This is a genomic window from Salinicola sp. NYA28a, from assembly GCF_976982775.1.
Map to the genome: position 1 here is coordinate 344166 of NZ_OZ334582.1, position 15122 is coordinate 359287.

Consider the following 15122-nt stretch of genomic DNA (forward strand, 5'->3'; position numbering starts at 1 on the left):
CTACCCTTCGATAAAGGGCTGGTTATCAGCGAAGGGACTGAAACCTGCGGTCATTGTCTCTGGCCCGGGTTCGTTTGAATCAGCGACGCGAGGGATTCGCATGGAGCTGTTCGCTCTTCTCATCATTCTGGTCGTGGTACTGGGCGCCGGGCTGCTGGTGCAGTGGCTGCCCATGCGTCACCAGCCTCGGCCCAGCTGGTCCCAGCGCGTGCCGTTTCTGGGCGGGGGGACGCCCGACAGTCACGCCTGGAGCCGCTACCACATTCGCTACTACTCCATGACGCTGCTGTTGATCGCCTTCGAGATGGAGATGATGTTCATGTACCCGTGGGCGGTCGTGTTCGTCGAGAATGGCATGAAGGCGATGATGGAGATGGGCATGTTTCTCGCCATCCTGTCGGTGGGCATCGTCTATGCCTGGCGTGAGGGGGTGTTCAAGTGGCAGTGAGCTGGCTGCACAAACTCGCCGCGCGTGGCCGCGTTCCCGTGTTTCCCGTGCTGGGCAAGCAGGGGGATGGCGTGCTGCGGCATCTCGCGCTTTCTCCGCAAATCGAACTGGTCGATTCGCCGCGCCACGCCAGTGTGTTGCTGGTGGCGGGGGAGATTCCGGCCGACCGCTTCGAGCCCCTGCGTCGGGTGCATGACCAATTGCCATACCCTTTCACGACGCTGTGGTTTCGCAGCGAACCCTGGCCTCATCTGGAACGCGTGACCCGTATCGACGATCTCGACGACCTGCCCGGCGCACTGGTCACGGCGCATCGCGAATTGATGGAAGGCTGCCGCGGCAGTACCCATCGTCTCCTGCCGGATGAGCCGCCCAACCCCTGGGAAGGCGAGGGCGACTTTGGCCAGGGCGGCGAAGGCATGATGGGCGGGGTGCCCTACGGGCGGCCCATGGCCATGAACATGGCAGACGACATCCGCGACGGGTTGACGCTGGATTCACTGACGTTCCGGCTGGGGCCGTTCTTTTGCGCGTTTCCGCCCGGCATGGCGGCGGAGATCACCCTGCAGGGGGATCTCGTGCAGACATGGCAAACGCAGTTGGCGCCGTATCCACAGCCTCTCGACGAGGTCTTTTTCGACGCGCTCGAGCGCCCCGTCCCCATTGCGGAGGTCGAGCTTGCCCGGGGCCGCCATCATCTGCAGCGGCTGTTTCATGCGTTACACCTGGCGGGCCTGGAAGGCGTGAGCCTGCGGGCCTTGCGCCTGGCGCATGGATTGTCGACGTCGAGCACCCTCGATGGATTGCGCCGCGCGCTATCACGTAGTGGCTTCTTTCGACTGACTGCGGGCGGCGGCGTGCTCGGCCCCGAGCAGGCGCGCATGGTCGGCGGGCCCGCCGCCCGAGCTGCCGGAATGGCTGATGATCTGCGCTCGGAGGATGCCGGCTATCGACGGCTGGGGTTCTCTCCCGTCTGCCAGGCCGAAGGCGATACCCATGCTCGCTGGCGGCAGCTTCTGGACGAAATCGACCAATCCCTCCATCTGGCCCGTCTGGCCGAACGCGACAGGGTACACACGGAGCGGACAGGCAGCGTCGAGACACCGCGTGGCCCCTGGTCGGCGCGGCGGCCGGCGGATGCGAGTGCGCTCTTCGACGAGCTGTTACCCGGGCTGGAGTGGGGCGATGCCCTGGCGGCGGTCGCCAGTCTGGATGTCGCGGGGTTGACCGATCAACCTGTAGGCACACGGCCATCCGGAGAGTCCCGGGCGGCAGAGGGAGGCACCGGAAGCGATGTTTAGTGAGCTATTTCTGCCGGTTCTCATGGTGATCTTCATGCTGGTTATCGGCGGTTATGCCGTCGCCGTGCTCGATCGCCTGGTTGCCAGTGCGCTTGGCACTCCTCAGGCCGGGCGTGTCTGGCTGGCGCCGATGTCACGCGGCGCCTGGTTGCTGACCCAGCACGCCAATGCCACCGAAGCGCCGGATTGGCGGGCCTGGCGGCTGGCACCGGCCCTGTATCTGGCGTTGGCGGCGAGCGGGCTGGCGGTGGTGCCATGGTCGGCCTCGCTGGTCGCCACGGACCTGGTCACCAGCGTGGTGCTGTGGGGCAGCGTGGAAGCCCTGGCGACCGTCGTCATCTTCTTGCATGGCTGGTCGGCGAATTCGTTACTGGCGTTGATCGGCGGGTACCGCTATGTGGCGCTGGGGCTCTCCTACATCCTGATCAGCATGTTCGTGCTGATCGGTGTGGCATTGCCGGCCGAATCGCTGCAGTTCACCCAGGTGGTGGCTTCGCAGGAAGGGCTGTGGAATGTCATTCGCCAGCCACTGGGGCTACCGCTGTTTCTCATCGTCGGCCTGGGCATGACCTTCTGGGGGCCGCTGAACCTGGCCGATTCGACGGACCTGGCCGGCGGCACGGCCTCGGAGATCTCGGGGCCGCCAAGGCTGGTCTGGGACATGGCCCGGGCGGCCATGCTGGTCGCGTTCAGCGGCGTGGCAGCGACTGCCTTCCTGGGGGGCTGGCTGGGGCCCTGGCTGCCCGGCCCGTTATGGATGTCCCTCAAGATGTTGGCGGTACTGATCGTGCTGCTGTTGCTCGGGCGGTTACTGCCGCGACTGGCGCCGGAGCGCTGCGTCACCTTGATGTGGGTCGTGTTGCTGCCGCTGTCGTTCATCGACCTGGTGTGGGCCGGGATAGGAGCGCTGTTGTGATGGAGAGCATGAATCACGGCATCGGTGTCGATATCGCGTTTGTGTTGCTGGCCACGCTGGCGGTGGTTACCGGGTGGCGCGTGTTTCGCACCGACTCGATGGTACGGGCCTCCTTTTTCCTGCTGGTGTCGTTCATCGCCGTGGGCGTGATCATGATCCTGTTGGCGGCGGAATACCTGGGCGTCGCCATGTTCTTCATGATGGCCGTGGAAATGACGGTCATGGCGCTGTTCATGGTCATGTTCATGATGAACCCGGCCGGCCTGAATCCCATGAACATGGTTCACCAGGAACGTATCGCCATCGGGGCCGGCGTCGCCGGTTTCCTGGTACTGGGCGCCATGGCTCTGTTGGCGACCTTTCCCGACCAGCCGGTGCCGGCAAGCCTCGATCCCGTCAGGTCACTGGGCAACGAAATGCTCGGTGACTCGATGCTGATTTTCGAATCGGCGGGTCTCGTGCTGCTGACCACCATGATCGGCGTGGTGGTGCTGTCGAGCCATCGCGGGCGCTATGGCGCGGCGGCGGAGGGCTCGATGCCGCCGGGGCTGGAACCGGGCGGCGACCCGGCAGGCAAGCCCGAGGAGGACGAAGAGGGCGAGGGTGGGCATCACCATCATCACCATCACCACTGAGCGGGACAGACAGGCAGGGAGGCTTGCATGACACTCACCACACTTTTGCTATTGGCAGCGGCACTGATCGGTATCGGGATCTATGGTGCGCTTTCCCAGCAGTCGTTCGTGATGCTGATGATGGGACTGGAGCTGATCCTCAACGGGGTCATGCTGGCGGCGGTGGCGTTCTGGGCCTTCAGCGGGGCCGGGGCGCCGGAAGGGCAATTGCTGACGATCATCGTCATGGCGGTGATGGCCATCGAGATGGCGATGGGATTTGCCCTGGTGGTCGCGGTCTTCCGCGGTAAGCAGGCCGACGTGACCGAATCGCTGACCGGGCTGAAGCACTGATGCTGTGGTTCGTTCCTCTCTTGCCCTTGCTGGCTGCCCCTGTCATCTATGGGCTCGGCAAGCGTTGGCTGGGCGACGACAGGGGCCGTGCCGCGCTGGCGCTGGCGGGGGTGGCGATCATGGTCGCCACCCTGCTGCTCGCGAGCGTTGCGGTCACGGCGGACTGGGGCGGCACCTATCGCTGGAGTTCCCTGATCGTCCTGTCGATCGGGATGACGCCCGCGAGCGCCGTGTTCGCCATCGTCGTGCCACTGATCGCCGCGCCGATCATCGTCTACAGCGCCTACCATGAAGCATCGTCTGTCAGTGACGGGGGGACGGCGCGCTCGCCCGTCGGATTGGTGGCGCTGCTGACGGCGTTCGTCGGGGCGATGGAGCTGCTCGTCCTGGCCGAGGATTTCGTCACCCTGCTGATCGCGTGGGAACTGGTCGGGGCATGTTCGTGGGCGTTGATCGCCCATGAGTGGCAGAAGACTGGCAACCTGAGGGATGCCGCCTGGGCGTTCCTGGTGACTCGCTTCGGGGATCTGGGGTTGTACATTGCCGCGGCAGCGGTGTTTGCCGGCACGGGTTCGTTTGCCTTTGACGAACTGTCCCGGCTCGATGGGTGGCTGCTGGACGTGTTCGTTGCCGGCGCCGTACTGGCCGCTGCCGCGAAATCCGCCCAGGTGCCGTTCTCTCCCTGGCTGTTTGCCGCCATGTCCGGGCCGACACCGGTGTCGGCATTGCTCCATGCGGCGACCATGGTCGCGGCGGGGATCTACCTGGTGATTCGGCTGCATACGGAGTTGTCCGCCGTCGCCTGGTTTGCGCCGGTCGCCATCACGCTGGGGCTGGCCACTGCCCTGGCAGGGGGCGTCGTGGCCTGTCTTCAGGGCCATGCCAAGAAGCTGTTGGCTGCCTCGACGTCGGCCCAGTATGGCCTGATGTGGCTGGCGGCAGGGGCGGGCTTTCCCGGTGTTGCCCTGGTGCACTTCGTCACGCATGCGTTCACGAAAGCGGCCCTGTTTCTGGCGGCCGGCGTCGCCGAACGCCATGTCGGCAGCTATTCGCTGAATGCGATGCGCCTGGGCCGCCTGCTTCCTGGCGTCGCGGCAGCCGCCATGGTGGCCAGCCTGGCGCTGGCGGGCGTCGTCCCGCTGAGTGCGGCGTGGAGCAAGGAGCAAATCGTCACGGCCGCCGGCCATCAGGCGTCCTGGCTGGCCGTGATCGTCGCCGTGGCGGCAGGGCTCAGTGCGCTGTACGCCACGCGCTTTCAACTGCTGGCGTTCGGGCGGGGGCGGCATGACCGCATGAGCGAGGCTGTCTCCCGGCCCGGCCACTCCCGGGCGGAAGCCGTCGCGCTCTACCTGCTGGCGGCAGGCACATTGGCGCTGTCGATACTCTGGTGGCCCGGTGTCGGAAATGGCCTCGCCGATTGGCTGTCTGTGCACTTTCCCAAGACCAGGCTGTGGGAACTCATCCTGTCGCTACTGCTGGTGGCGCTGGGCGTGGGCCTCGGCACCTGGGCGGTGCGTCGTGAGATGGCGGGGGCGGGCCGACATGGCGCCATGAGAGCCAGCATGGCGGACTGGCTGGGCCTGCCCACGTTGACGGCGCGAGGTGCGGATGCCGTGATGATGTTCAGCCATGGCCTGGCACGTTTCGACGATCGCGCTGTGGATGCCGGGATCCGTGGCAGTGCCCGCTTCGGTGCGTGGCTGGCCAGGCTGGGAGAACGGCGTGGCGAAGGCGCGTTCGATGGCGCCACGAGCCAGCTCGCGAAGGGCGTCGACTGGGCGGGGCAAGTGGCACGCCGGGCGCACACCGGGCAGATGCATCACTACTACACCGGTATCGCGGCAGGACTCGCCGCGATCCTGATCATCCTGAGCATAGGAGCGCTCCTTTGATTTTGACTGCAGCCTTGGGGCTTCCCATGCTGGGGGCCCTCGCACTCGCCGTTTCAAGCCGTTGGACCGAGACCACGGCTCGTCGATTTGTCATTGCGGTCTCGGTGTTGCCGGTGCTGTTGCTGGCTTGGGCGTGGCGACAGTTCGATCCGCAAGGTGCGCTATTCCAGTTCGTCGAGGAGGTACCCTGGGTACCCAGCCTAGGCATGGGCTACAGGTTGGGCGTGGATGGCATTGCGCTGGCTGTCGCGACGATGAGCGCCCTGGTTTTCTCGGCGAGTATCGCCTACCCCGTGGACACGAAGCATCAGCCTCGCCAGTACTACGCCTGGATGCTCTTCCTGCAGTCCGTGTCACTGGGTGTCTTCCTGGCGCTGGATCTGCTGCTCTTCTATGTCTTCTTCGATCTGAGCCTGGTGGGGATGTTCTTCCTGATCGGCCGCTGGGGGCATGGCCAGGCGCAGCTCGCCGCGTTCAAGTTCTTTCTATACACCTTCTTTGGCTCGCTATTGCTGCTGCTGGCGATCATCGGGCTTTACCTGTCGGTCGAACCGCATACCTTCGACATGCGTGTGCTTATCGAACAGCAGCCACTGGCCGGTACCGGGCTCTACGCCGGGCTGGTATTTCTGGCACTGATGCTGGGCTTTGCGATCAAGACGCCGATGGTGCCCGTGCATACCTGGCTGCCGCAGGCGCATGTCGATGCACCGGGGCCGGTCTCGGCAATATTGGCGGGTGTGCTGCTCAAGATGGGCACCTACGGGATCATCCGCATTCCGTTCGCCATGATGGCGGAGACGTTCGCTCGCTATGCCCTGGTCATCGCCGTGCTCGCCGTCGTTTCGATACTCTACGGCGCCCTGGTCGCGCTCGCACAGCGTAATCTCAAGCGACGCATCGCCTACACCTCGATCAACCACATGGGCTACACGGTACTGGGGATCGCCGTAGCCGCCGCGGTGCTAAGCGATGACACTGTCGCCCGGCAAATAGCGCTGACCGGGGCAACGGTGCAAATGGTCGCGCATGGTCTGATCACTGGCACGCTATTCCTGATCTGTGGCTCATTCTGGCAGCGCACCGAGGAGTACGACCTGGACAGCTACGGTGGATTGCTTCGTCAGGCTCCGTGGTTGACCGCTTTCGCCGTGCTCGCATCGTTTGCCAGTCTGGGCCTGCCTGGCCTGGCCGGCTTCGTGGCGGAATTCCATATCTTTGTCGGCACCTTTGGTGTCTATCCATGGCTCGCCGTCATCGGCGTGCTGGGCATCCTGGTGACGGCAGCATTGTTCCTGCAGATGCTGCAGAAGGTGTTCTTCGGGGCGATGCCGGAGCGCTGGGCGCAGTTCGAGGATCTGCGTCCCCTCGAGTGGGGCGTGCTCGCGGTGTTGTCGGCAGGCTTCGTGATCATCGGCGTGGCGCCGGCGTTTCTGCTGACACTGGTCGAGGCATCGGCGAAGCTGTTGATGGGAGGCCGCTGATGCCTATCGGTGACGTATTGCCGGAAATCAGCCTGACGCTGGGCGCCGTGGCGATCGTCCTGTTCGCCAGCTTCGTCCGTCAGCGGCAGCATCACTGGGCAGCTGTGCTGGCCCTGCTCGCTATCGGTCTCGGTGCGGGGCTGACCGTCGCACAATGGGGCGGGACGCCGCGGCTGACGTTTTCCGGTGTCTGGGCCCTGGATGGCGTGGCGCTCGCCAGCAAGCTGGTCGTGCTGGGCGCCGGAGCGCTGGTCGTCGCGATGTCGCCTGAATGGATGCGGACCGATCGCCGCCATGGCGAGTACTACGCGCTGGTGCTGTTCGCTCTGCTGGGCGTCATCATGATGGCCTCGGCCAGCGATACCATGGAGTTGGTGTTGGGCGTACTGCTGTCCTCGGTGGCGAGTTACCCGCTGGCCGCCTATCACCGTGGATGGGCGCCCGCGCTGGAAGCCGGCATGAAGTATTTCCTGATCGGCGCCTTGACCAATACGTTGCTGACGATCGGGGTGGTGGTGCTGTTCGGCCTGACCGGCAGTACCGGGTATCCGGACATCACCCAGGCGCTTGTCACGGACAGCGATCGCCTGGCGCTGACCATTGCCACGGCCTGCGTCGTGCTGGGCCTGACCTTCAAGCTGGCGGCGTTTCCGGCTCACGCCTGGATGCCGGACGTGGCGCAGGGCTCGCCAGTACCGGCGGCGGCCTTCTTGACTGTCATTCCCAAGGTCGGTGCCGCAGTGGCGCTGGCCCGTTTCGTCTCCCTGCTGCCGCCGGACGTCGCCTGGCGGGCGATCGTGGCATTGATCTCCGTCGCCACCATGACGCTGGGTAACGTGGCCGCGTTGCGACAGACGGACGTGCGCCGCCTGCTGGGCTGGTCATCGGTTTCCCAGTCCGGCTATGCCCTGATGGCCATCGTGGTGCTGGGTGTCAGCGATCAGGCCCTGCCGGCACTGGTGTTCTTCCTGGCGAGCTATGCCACGGCCAACCTGGCTGCCTTCGCCGTGGTCACGCACCTGCGGGGACGTACCGCACTGGACGATTACCGGGGGCTGGCCCGGCACGCACCGATCGCGGCCATGATACTGATCGTGTCGCTGTTGTCCCTGGTGGGCATCCCGCCGCTGGTGGGATTCTTCGGCAAGCTGATGCTGTTTCGCGTCACCCTCGAGGGCGGTTACGCCTGGCTGGCGCTCGTGGCGGCAATCAACACCGTCGTCTCGCTGTTCTATTACCTGCGCATCGTCGCGCCGATGATGTTCGGCAGCCGCCAGTCCGCCGTGCATGTGCTGTCGGGCCAGTGGGCGCGTTCCACGATGGCCGTGGCGGGCGTGCTGCTGATCGTCGGAGGACTCGGCGCGGAAGCGCTCTCGCTATTTACAGAATCGATACGCTTTGCCCTGTAGGCCCCGGCGGGCCTGGCCTGCCGGATCCACGTCAATGGAGTGATACTGAGAAAGGAGTCGTCCATGTCACCTGCTCAAGGTTTGGCAATCGAAACGCCAGACAACCTGCACGCCAAGGAATGGCTGCGCGCGTACCAGCGGATCCGTGCCGCCACCGAGGCCATCTGTGCGCCTCTGCACAAGGAAGACTACATGGTGCAGAGCATGCCGGATGTCAGCCCGCCGAAATGGCACATCGCCCATGTCAGCTGGTTCTTCGAAGCCTTCATCCTGAAACCGTTTCATCCCGCCTACCAGACCCTCGACCCCGCGTACGATCACCTCTTCAACTCCTATTACGTGACCCACGGCACGCCGTTCCCCCGGCCCGAACGCGGCATGATCTCGCGGCCGACCGTGGACGATGTCTATCGCTATCGCGCTCACGTCGACCGGGCCATGGAAGCGCTGCTCAGCGATCCATCGCAGGAACATCTCCAGGAGATTCTCCGACGTCTCGAGCTGGGCCTGCCCCACGAACAGCAGCATCAGGAACTGCTGCTGATGGATATCAAGCACATCCTGGCCCAGAACCCCTTGTGCCCGGTCTATCGGGACGACCTGGCGCCGACGCCTGTGCATGAAGTCGCTGCGCTCGGCTGGCATGCCTATCCGGCCGGCGTCCAGTACATCGGCCATGACGACACCGAAGAGGGGTTTGCCTATGACAACGAGATGGGGCGCCACCGCCAGTTCGTCGAGGCTTTCCAGATCGCCGACCGTCCGGTGACCAACGGCGAGTTTCTCGAATTCATGCGGGCGGGCGGATACGACAAGCCCGATCACTGGCTGTCGGACGGCTGGGCCACGGTCAAGGCCGAAGGCTGGCAGGCGCCGCTCTACTGGGTCGAGCGCGACGGTGTCTGGCACCACTACACCCTGGGCGGCCTGGTACCGGTCGACATGAACGCGCCGGTCTGCCATGTCAGCTTCTTCGAGGCCGATGCTTACGCGCAGTGGGCCGGCGCCCGCCTGCCCACCGAGGCCGAGTGGGAGACGGTGGCTCATGATGCCGCCATTCGGGGCAACGTCGGGCAGGGAAACTTCGTCGAGCAGGACCATCTGCAGCCGGTAGCTGCCGCCGCGACCACCGGCGCGCCGAGCCAGATGTTCGGTGATGTCTGGGAGTGGACCGGCAGCGCCTATCGCCCCTATCCGGGGTTTCGCAAGTTGCCGGGCAGCCTGGGCGAATACAACGGCAAGTTCATGTCCGGCCAGATGGTGCTGCGAGGCGGCTGCTGTGCGACGCCGGCCGATCATATCCGCGCCACCTATCGCAACTTCTTCCCGCCTCATGCCCGCTGGGCATTTTCCGGTTTCCGTCTTGCCAAGGGAGCCTCTGAGTAACGCCGTATTACCCAGCGGAATAATCAATCAGAGATTCCAAGGAGAGCTGATCATGACCCTGGCCGTACGATTCCATGACATGCATACGACCCCTGCCAAGACGTCGCTTCGCGACGAGATCTTGACGGGATTCAGCGCCGAGCAGAAGTTTGCCTCGCCAAAGTTCTTCTACGATCAGCGGGGTTCCGAGCTGTTCGACCGGATCTGCCAACAGCCGGAGTACTACCCGACACGAACCGAGGAACTGATCCTGGCCGACGCCGCCGAGGACATCGCTAACATCGCCGGTGATGAGGCGACGTTGATCGAACTCGGCAGCGGGGCAAGTCGCAAGGTTCGGCTGCTGCTGGAAGCCATGCGACCGTCAAACTATCTCGGCATCGATATCTCCCGGGAATTCCTGCTCGAAAGCACGCGCCGTCTGGCTGCCGACTATCCATGGCTCGAGGTGCACGCCGCCTGTGCCGACTTCTCTTGCAACATGGCCTTGCCGGAGGGGCTGGGATGCGAACGGCCGGTCGGCTTCTTCCCGGGATCGAGCATCGGCAACTTCGACCCGCAGGCCGCCGAGGATTTCCTGCGCGGCTTGCACTCCCTGCTGCCCGTTGGCAGCGGGTTGCTGATAGGTGTCGACCTGATCAAGGACAAGACGACACTCGAAGCCGCCTACAACGATGCGGCAGGCGTGACGGCAGCTTTCAACCTGAACTTGCTGGATCGCCTGCGCGAGGAGCTGAACACCGAAATCGACCCCGGGCATTTTGCCCATCGGGCTTTCTTCAACGAGGCGCAAACCCGCATCGAGATGCACCTGGTCAGCCAGTTACCCCAGTTCGTCGCGATCGAGGGCGAGCGCTTCCATTTTCTGGAAGGCGAGACCATCCATACAGAAAATTCCTACAAGTACACGGTCGAAGGCTTTCAGGCACTGACGGAGCGCGCGGGATTCAAGGCGCGCGCCTGCTGGACCGACGATGAGGACCTGTTTAGCGTCCACTATCTGGAGCGCTGCTGAGTCGTACTGCTGGCGAGACAGGGCGGGCAGCCCGAGGGAGCATGAGCTGTCGGCTCGTTTACGATGAGTAACAAAATCCTACGGATACTTAGGCTAGATCATTATCCCTAATCATAATTTGGCTTTATCCTGTCGTCTTCCATTGGATGGATGCTCGCCAGGAATTCAGACAGGAACGCTCTGATGCCATGGATTCACGGAGTTTGCGAGACCGTGATAGCCAAGCACCTATGGTCGTGCTTACTGAGGGCCCCGGCGCTTGCGCCTGGGCCCTCTTTCATTTTTCGTTGCTCTCCCGTTCCGCCGCCCTCCTTTAATTCCGCGCCCGCCTGCACGATTCCACCGTGCTTCTGCTCTTCGTTGGTGGCTCGGCAGCCAATGCTATCTGGCGATCACGGATAACAGGTGCCTCGGTTATATCCAGATGGCATAGAGAGAATTTTGCGTCGAATTTTATATTTCAAAAAGATCTAACGCTAGAACAGTTTTGGCGCTACTCTAGGGACATGTCTTCCCAAAGGAGTCGCCATGAACACTTTCGCTCTCTCCCGCGGTGATAGGGAAAGCGGCCGGCCCGACGTCGCTGGCTTTTTCGACCCTCGCACCTTCAGTGTCCAGTACGTCGTCAGCGATCCCGCCACGCGGCGCTGCGCGATCATCGACCCGGTGCTCGATTTTGATGAGAAGTCCGGTGCCACCGCGACCCATCATGCCGACGAGCTGCTGGCGTATATCGAGCGCGAAGGGCTCGAGGTCGAGTGGATTCTGGATACCCACCCGCACGCGGATCACTTTTCCGCCGCACGCTATCTGCACGAGAAAACCGGCGCGCCCACCGCCATCGGCCGGCCGGTGACCCAGGTGCAGGCGCTGTGGAAGGCGATCTACAACTGGCCGGACCTGAGGGATGACGGCAGCCAGTGGGATCATCTGTTCGACGAAGGAGATACCTTCAAGCTGGGCGAGATCGATTGTCGCGTGATGCACTCGCCGGGGCATACGCTGGCCTCGATCACCTACGTGATCGGCGATGCCGCCTTCGTTCACGACACCCTGTTCCAGCCCGATTTCGGCACCGCCCGCGCCGACTTCCCCGGCGGTGACGCCCATCAGCTATGGCATTCGATCCAGGCGATCCTCGTGCTGCCCGACGAGACGCGCCTGTTCACCGGCCACGACTACATGCCCGACGGCCGCGAGCCGCAGTGGGAAAGCACCGTGCGCGAGCAGCGCGAGCATAACAAGCACCGGCTCGGCGAGAGCAGCGAGGCCGAGTACGTCGAGCTGCGCAACCGCCGCGACAGCGAATTGCCGATGCCGAAGCTGATCCTGCACGCGTTGCAGGTCAATATTCTCGGCGGACGTCTCCCCGAGCCGGAGAATAACGGCAAGCGCTATCTGAAGATTCCTCTCAATGCGCTGGAAGGCGCCGCGTGGGAGTGAGGGGAACCTCAGATCACTGCACGGTTCGGACAACGAGGCCGACGAGTCATGAATCAGCAGCACAGAGCCGGGCTGGCACGCTGGCTTCCGATCCTCGACTGGGGGCGGCGCTACAACGGCGAGTTGCTGGGCGAGGATCTGCTGGCGGCCACCATCGTGGCGCTGATGCTGATCCCGCAGGCGCTGGCCTACGCCATGCTGGCGGGGCTCCCGCCGGTAGTGGGGCTGTATGCGAGCCTCGTGCCGCTGGTCGTCTATACCCTGCTGGGGAGTAGCGCGACGCTCTCGGTCGGCCCGATGGCGGTCGTGTCGTTGATGACGGCATCGGCGCTGTCGCAAGTTGCCGAATCGGGCTCGTCGGATTACATCGCCGCGGCCCTGGTGCTGGCGCTGCTCTCCGGGGCCATTCTCCTGATCATGGGGCTCTGCCGGCTGGGTTTTCTGGTCAACTTCCTGAGCCACCCGGTGATGACGGGATTCGTCAGCGCCTCGGGCGTGCTGATCGCGGCGAGTCAGCTCAAGCAGCTGCTCGGTGTCGAGCTCTCAGGTTCGACGCTGCCGGCGCTGTTGTCCCGGCTACCTTCGGCGCTGGGCGATGTCAGCCTGCCGACAGTGGTCATCGGGCTGGGGTCGCTCCTGCTGCTGTGGCTGATACGGCGGTGGGGCAAGCCCGCGCTGGAACGCTGCCGCGTGCCGGCCAGGGCGGCGGGCGTGCTGGTCAAGCTGGCGCCCATCGCCACCATCGTGCTGGCGGCGCTGGTGGCCAGTGCGGCGGGGTGGTTGGGCCGCGACGTGGCCGTCATCGGCGAGATTCCCGCCGGGCTGCCACCGCTGACCCTGCCCGACTGGGAGCCGGAGCTGTGGCGTTCGCTGATCGGCTTGGCAGTACTGATCAGCATCGTCGGCTACGTGGAATCGGTCTCGGTGGCCCAGGCGCTGGCGGTGCGCCGTGGCGAGCGCGTCGATCCGGACCAGGAACTGATCGGGCTCGGCGGGGCCAATCTGGCGGCGGCTTTCACCGGCGGCATGCCGATCACCGGCGGCTTCTCCCGCTCCGTGGTCAACTTCGATGCCGGCGCCCGTACCCCGGCCTCCAGCGCCTTCACCGCCGTGGGCATCGCGCTGGCCATGCTGTTCCTGTCGCCGTGGCTGCGGGAGCTGCCGATGGCGACGCTGGCGGCGACCATCGTCATCGCCACCGTCTCGCTGATCGATCTGGCGGCGTTCAGGCGCGTCTGGCGCTATGCTCGCGGCGAGGGCATCGCGATGTCGGCGACCGCGCTGGCGACGCTGATGCTGGGCGTGGACGTGGGCATCCTGGTCGGCGTCGCCATGTCGCTGGCGCTGCATCTGTATGGCACCAGTCGGCCGCACAGCGCGGAAGTCGGCCGCATTCCCGGCACCGAGCATTTTCGCAACGTCCGCCGCCATGCCGTGGAGACCGACGCTGGTGTCGCCATTCTGCGCGTCGACGAGAGTCTCTATTTCGCCAACGTTCGCCATCTGGAAGACCTGGTCACGGCGGTGGTCAATCGCGATCCGCCGCCAAGGGATCTGGTGCTGGCCTGCCAGGCGATCAACGTCATCGACGCGACGGCGCTGGAGAGTCTCGAGGCGCTCAATCGGCGCCTGCGGGAAAAGAATATCGGGCTGCATCTCGCCGAAGTGAAAGGACCGGTGATGGATCGATTGAGTCGTACCGAACTGCTCGAGACGCTCAATGGCCGCGTCTTCCTGAGCACCTTCGATGCCTGGTGCGAGCTGCATGGCCGCGGGTCGGCGCCGTTGAGCCATCCCTGTATCGAATCGCCCGTCCCCGGGCATTCGGCGACTGCCGGTTGAGACGCGACAGCTGGTTGAGACGCGACAACTGGTTTAGACAATCGTGGTAGAGACAACCTCAAGAGGACACGAGATGGAAACGATGAGTGGGTTGCAAGGTGCGCTGGGCGGCGTCCTGATCGGCCTTTCCGCCACCCTGCTCATGGGGCTGCTGGGGCGGATCGCCGGGATCAGCGGCATTCTCTCCGGGCTGATTTTCGACCGCGGCGGGGACAGGCCCTGGCGTCTGGCCTTTCTGCTCGGGCTGGTTTCGGGCCCGGCCCTGTTGATGCTGACGGGAAGCGGTCTGGGCAATACGGCTGCCGGCACCGGTGTGGTCGGCCTGCCGGTGGCCGGACCACTACTGATGCTGGCGGGAGGGCTGCTGGTCGGGCTGGGCACCGGTCTGGGTAGCGGTTGCACCAGCGGGCACGGGGTCTGCGGGCTGGCGCGGCTTTCGCCTCGGTCGATGGCCGCGACGCTCGTCTTCGTGCTGGTCGCCATGCTGACGGTGTTCGTCTCGCGGCACATGCTGGGGGGCTCGGTATGAAAGCGCTGGCGGGGTATCTGGCCGGGCTGCTGTTCGGGCTCGGTCTGGCGGTCAGCGGCATGACCGATCCGGCACGGGTCATCGGCTTCCTCGACGTGGCCGGCGCTTGGGATCCGACCCTGATCTTCGTGCTGGGTGGCGCCGTCGTCACCACTTTCATCGGTTATCGATTGGTCTGGCGGCGGCAGGCGCCGGTGCTGGACGTGCGCTTTCAGCTACCCACGCGCCGCGATCTCGACGGCCGGCTGCTGGGCGGTGCGGCGCTTTTCGGCATCGGCTGGGGGCTGACCGGTTACTGCCCGGGGCCGGCGGTCGCCTCGCTGCCGGGGCTGAGCTGGCCGCTGGCGCTGTTTCTGGTCGCCATGGTGTCTGGGTGGTGGCTGGCCCGTCGATCATCGCCCGCTCACTGAGGGGCGAACTCATCCTGGCCTCATCGGCGCCTGCCAGACTGCGGCGGGCATGAGTGGGTGTGAGGCAACGGACGATGAA

At 64.7% G+C, this 15122-nt stretch carries 14 protein-coding genes; all 14 read left to right on the forward strand.

Going from position 1 to position 15122, the window contains the following annotated elements; translation table 11 throughout:
• The first annotated feature begins 100 nt into the window (after positions 1 to 100).
• The 14 genes from ACWHY3_RS01710 (at position 101) to ACWHY3_RS01775 (ending at position 15043) form a co-directional block, all read left to right on the forward strand.
• Positions 101 to 448 (forward strand): NADH-quinone oxidoreductase subunit A, encoded by a 348-nt coding sequence (locus tag ACWHY3_RS01710; protein WP_448127433.1) that lies wholly within the window; start codon positions 101 to 103, stop codon positions 446 to 448.
• A complete protein-coding gene (locus ACWHY3_RS01715) occupies positions 439 to 1749 on the forward strand; it encodes an NADH-quinone oxidoreductase subunit D-related protein (RefSeq protein ID WP_448127434.1) in 1311 nt (436 codons plus the stop codon). Before ACWHY3_RS01710 ends, ACWHY3_RS01715 begins: the two co-directional genes overlap by 10 nt.
• Entirely contained in the window at positions 1742 to 2665 is a 924-nt protein-coding gene (locus ACWHY3_RS01720) for an NADH-quinone oxidoreductase subunit H (protein WP_303854795.1), read from the forward strand. Before ACWHY3_RS01715 ends, ACWHY3_RS01720 begins: the two co-directional genes overlap by 8 nt.
• Positions 2665 to 3300: an NADH-quinone oxidoreductase subunit J gene (locus tag ACWHY3_RS01725; protein ID WP_303854793.1), complete on the forward strand. Its 636-nt coding sequence runs from the start codon at positions 2665 to 2667 to the stop codon at positions 3298 to 3300. Before ACWHY3_RS01720 ends, ACWHY3_RS01725 begins: the two co-directional genes overlap by 1 nt.
• A gap of 27 nt (positions 3301 to 3327) precedes the next feature.
• A complete protein-coding gene (nuoK, locus tag ACWHY3_RS01730; RefSeq protein WP_087719884.1) occupies positions 3328 to 3633 on the forward strand; it encodes an NADH-quinone oxidoreductase subunit NuoK in 306 nt (101 codons plus the stop codon).
• Positions 3633 to 5525, forward strand: a complete 1893-nt coding sequence (locus tag ACWHY3_RS01735) for an NADH-quinone oxidoreductase subunit 5 family protein (RefSeq protein ID WP_448127435.1) — start codon at positions 3633 to 3635, stop codon at positions 5523 to 5525. Before nuoK ends, ACWHY3_RS01735 begins: the two co-directional genes overlap by 1 nt.
• Complete coding sequence (locus ACWHY3_RS01740) at positions 5522 to 7009, forward strand: complex I subunit 4 family protein (protein ID WP_087719886.1); 1488 nt, start codon at positions 5522 to 5524, stop codon at positions 7007 to 7009. Before ACWHY3_RS01735 ends, ACWHY3_RS01740 begins: the two co-directional genes overlap by 4 nt.
• Positions 7009 to 8418 (forward strand): NADH-quinone oxidoreductase subunit N, encoded by a 1410-nt coding sequence (locus tag ACWHY3_RS01745; RefSeq protein WP_448127436.1) that lies wholly within the window; start codon positions 7009 to 7011, stop codon positions 8416 to 8418. The genes ACWHY3_RS01740 and ACWHY3_RS01745 overlap by 1 nt, the downstream gene beginning before the upstream one ends.
• A gap of 63 nt (positions 8419 to 8481) precedes the next feature.
• On the forward strand, positions 8482 to 9804 hold the full coding sequence (egtB, locus tag ACWHY3_RS01750) for an ergothioneine biosynthesis protein EgtB (RefSeq protein ID WP_448127437.1): 1323 nt from the start codon (positions 8482 to 8484) through the stop codon (positions 9802 to 9804).
• Positions 9805 to 9856: 52 nt separating this feature from the next.
• On the forward strand, positions 9857 to 10819 hold the full coding sequence (gene egtD / locus ACWHY3_RS01755) for an L-histidine N(alpha)-methyltransferase (protein WP_448127438.1): 963 nt from the start codon (positions 9857 to 9859) through the stop codon (positions 10817 to 10819).
• A 528-nt stretch (positions 10820 to 11347) separates the two neighbouring features.
• Positions 11348 to 12262 carry an MBL fold metallo-hydrolase gene (locus ACWHY3_RS01760; protein ID WP_303854780.1) on the forward strand — a complete coding sequence of 305 codons (915 nt, stop codon included), beginning with the start codon at positions 11348 to 11350 and terminating at the stop codon, positions 12260 to 12262.
• 48 nt (positions 12263 to 12310) lie between these two features.
• Positions 12311 to 14104 (forward strand): SulP family inorganic anion transporter, encoded by a 1794-nt coding sequence (locus ACWHY3_RS01765; RefSeq protein WP_303854778.1) that lies wholly within the window; start codon positions 12311 to 12313, stop codon positions 14102 to 14104.
• Between the two features lie 73 nt (positions 14105 to 14177).
• Positions 14178 to 14633 carry a YeeE/YedE family protein gene (locus tag ACWHY3_RS01770; RefSeq protein ID WP_303854776.1) on the forward strand — a complete coding sequence of 152 codons (456 nt, stop codon included), beginning with the start codon at positions 14178 to 14180 and terminating at the stop codon, positions 14631 to 14633.
• Positions 14630 to 15043 carry a DUF6691 family protein gene (locus ACWHY3_RS01775; RefSeq protein WP_303854774.1) on the forward strand — a complete coding sequence of 138 codons (414 nt, stop codon included), beginning with the start codon at positions 14630 to 14632 and terminating at the stop codon, positions 15041 to 15043. The genes ACWHY3_RS01770 and ACWHY3_RS01775 overlap by 4 nt, the downstream gene beginning before the upstream one ends.
• Positions 15044 to 15122 lie beyond the last annotated feature (79 nt).

What these genes read in the sequence shown, in the direction of transcription:
- ACWHY3_RS01710 (WP_448127433.1), top strand. Translation starts at nt 101, where the DNA reads ATGGAGCTGTTCGCTCTTCTCATCATTCTGGTCGTGGTACTGGGCGCC.
- ACWHY3_RS01720 (WP_303854795.1), top strand. Translation starts at nt 1,742, where the DNA reads ATGTTTAGTGAGCTATTTCTGCCGGTTCTCATGGTGATCTTCATGCTG.
- ACWHY3_RS01725 (WP_303854793.1), top strand. Translation starts at nt 2,665, where the DNA reads ATGGAGAGCATGAATCACGGCATCGGTGTCGATATCGCGTTTGTGTTG.
- nuoK (WP_087719884.1), top strand. Translation starts at nt 3,328, where the DNA reads ATGACACTCACCACACTTTTGCTATTGGCAGCGGCACTGATCGGTATC.
- ACWHY3_RS01735 (WP_448127435.1), top strand. Translation starts at nt 3,633, where the DNA reads ATGCTGTGGTTCGTTCCTCTCTTGCCCTTGCTGGCTGCCCCTGTCATC.
- ACWHY3_RS01745 (WP_448127436.1), top strand. Translation starts at nt 7,009, where the DNA reads ATGCCTATCGGTGACGTATTGCCGGAAATCAGCCTGACGCTGGGCGCC.
- egtB (WP_448127437.1), top strand. Translation starts at nt 8,482, where the DNA reads ATGTCACCTGCTCAAGGTTTGGCAATCGAAACGCCAGACAACCTGCAC.
- egtD (WP_448127438.1), top strand. Translation starts at nt 9,857, where the DNA reads ATGACCCTGGCCGTACGATTCCATGACATGCATACGACCCCTGCCAAG.
- ACWHY3_RS01760 (WP_303854780.1), top strand. Translation starts at nt 11,348, where the DNA reads ATGAACACTTTCGCTCTCTCCCGCGGTGATAGGGAAAGCGGCCGGCCC.
- ACWHY3_RS01765 (WP_303854778.1), top strand. Translation starts at nt 12,311, where the DNA reads ATGAATCAGCAGCACAGAGCCGGGCTGGCACGCTGGCTTCCGATCCTC.
- ACWHY3_RS01770 (WP_303854776.1), top strand. Translation starts at nt 14,178, where the DNA reads ATGGAAACGATGAGTGGGTTGCAAGGTGCGCTGGGCGGCGTCCTGATC.
- ACWHY3_RS01775 (WP_303854774.1), top strand. Translation starts at nt 14,630, where the DNA reads ATGAAAGCGCTGGCGGGGTATCTGGCCGGGCTGCTGTTCGGGCTCGGT.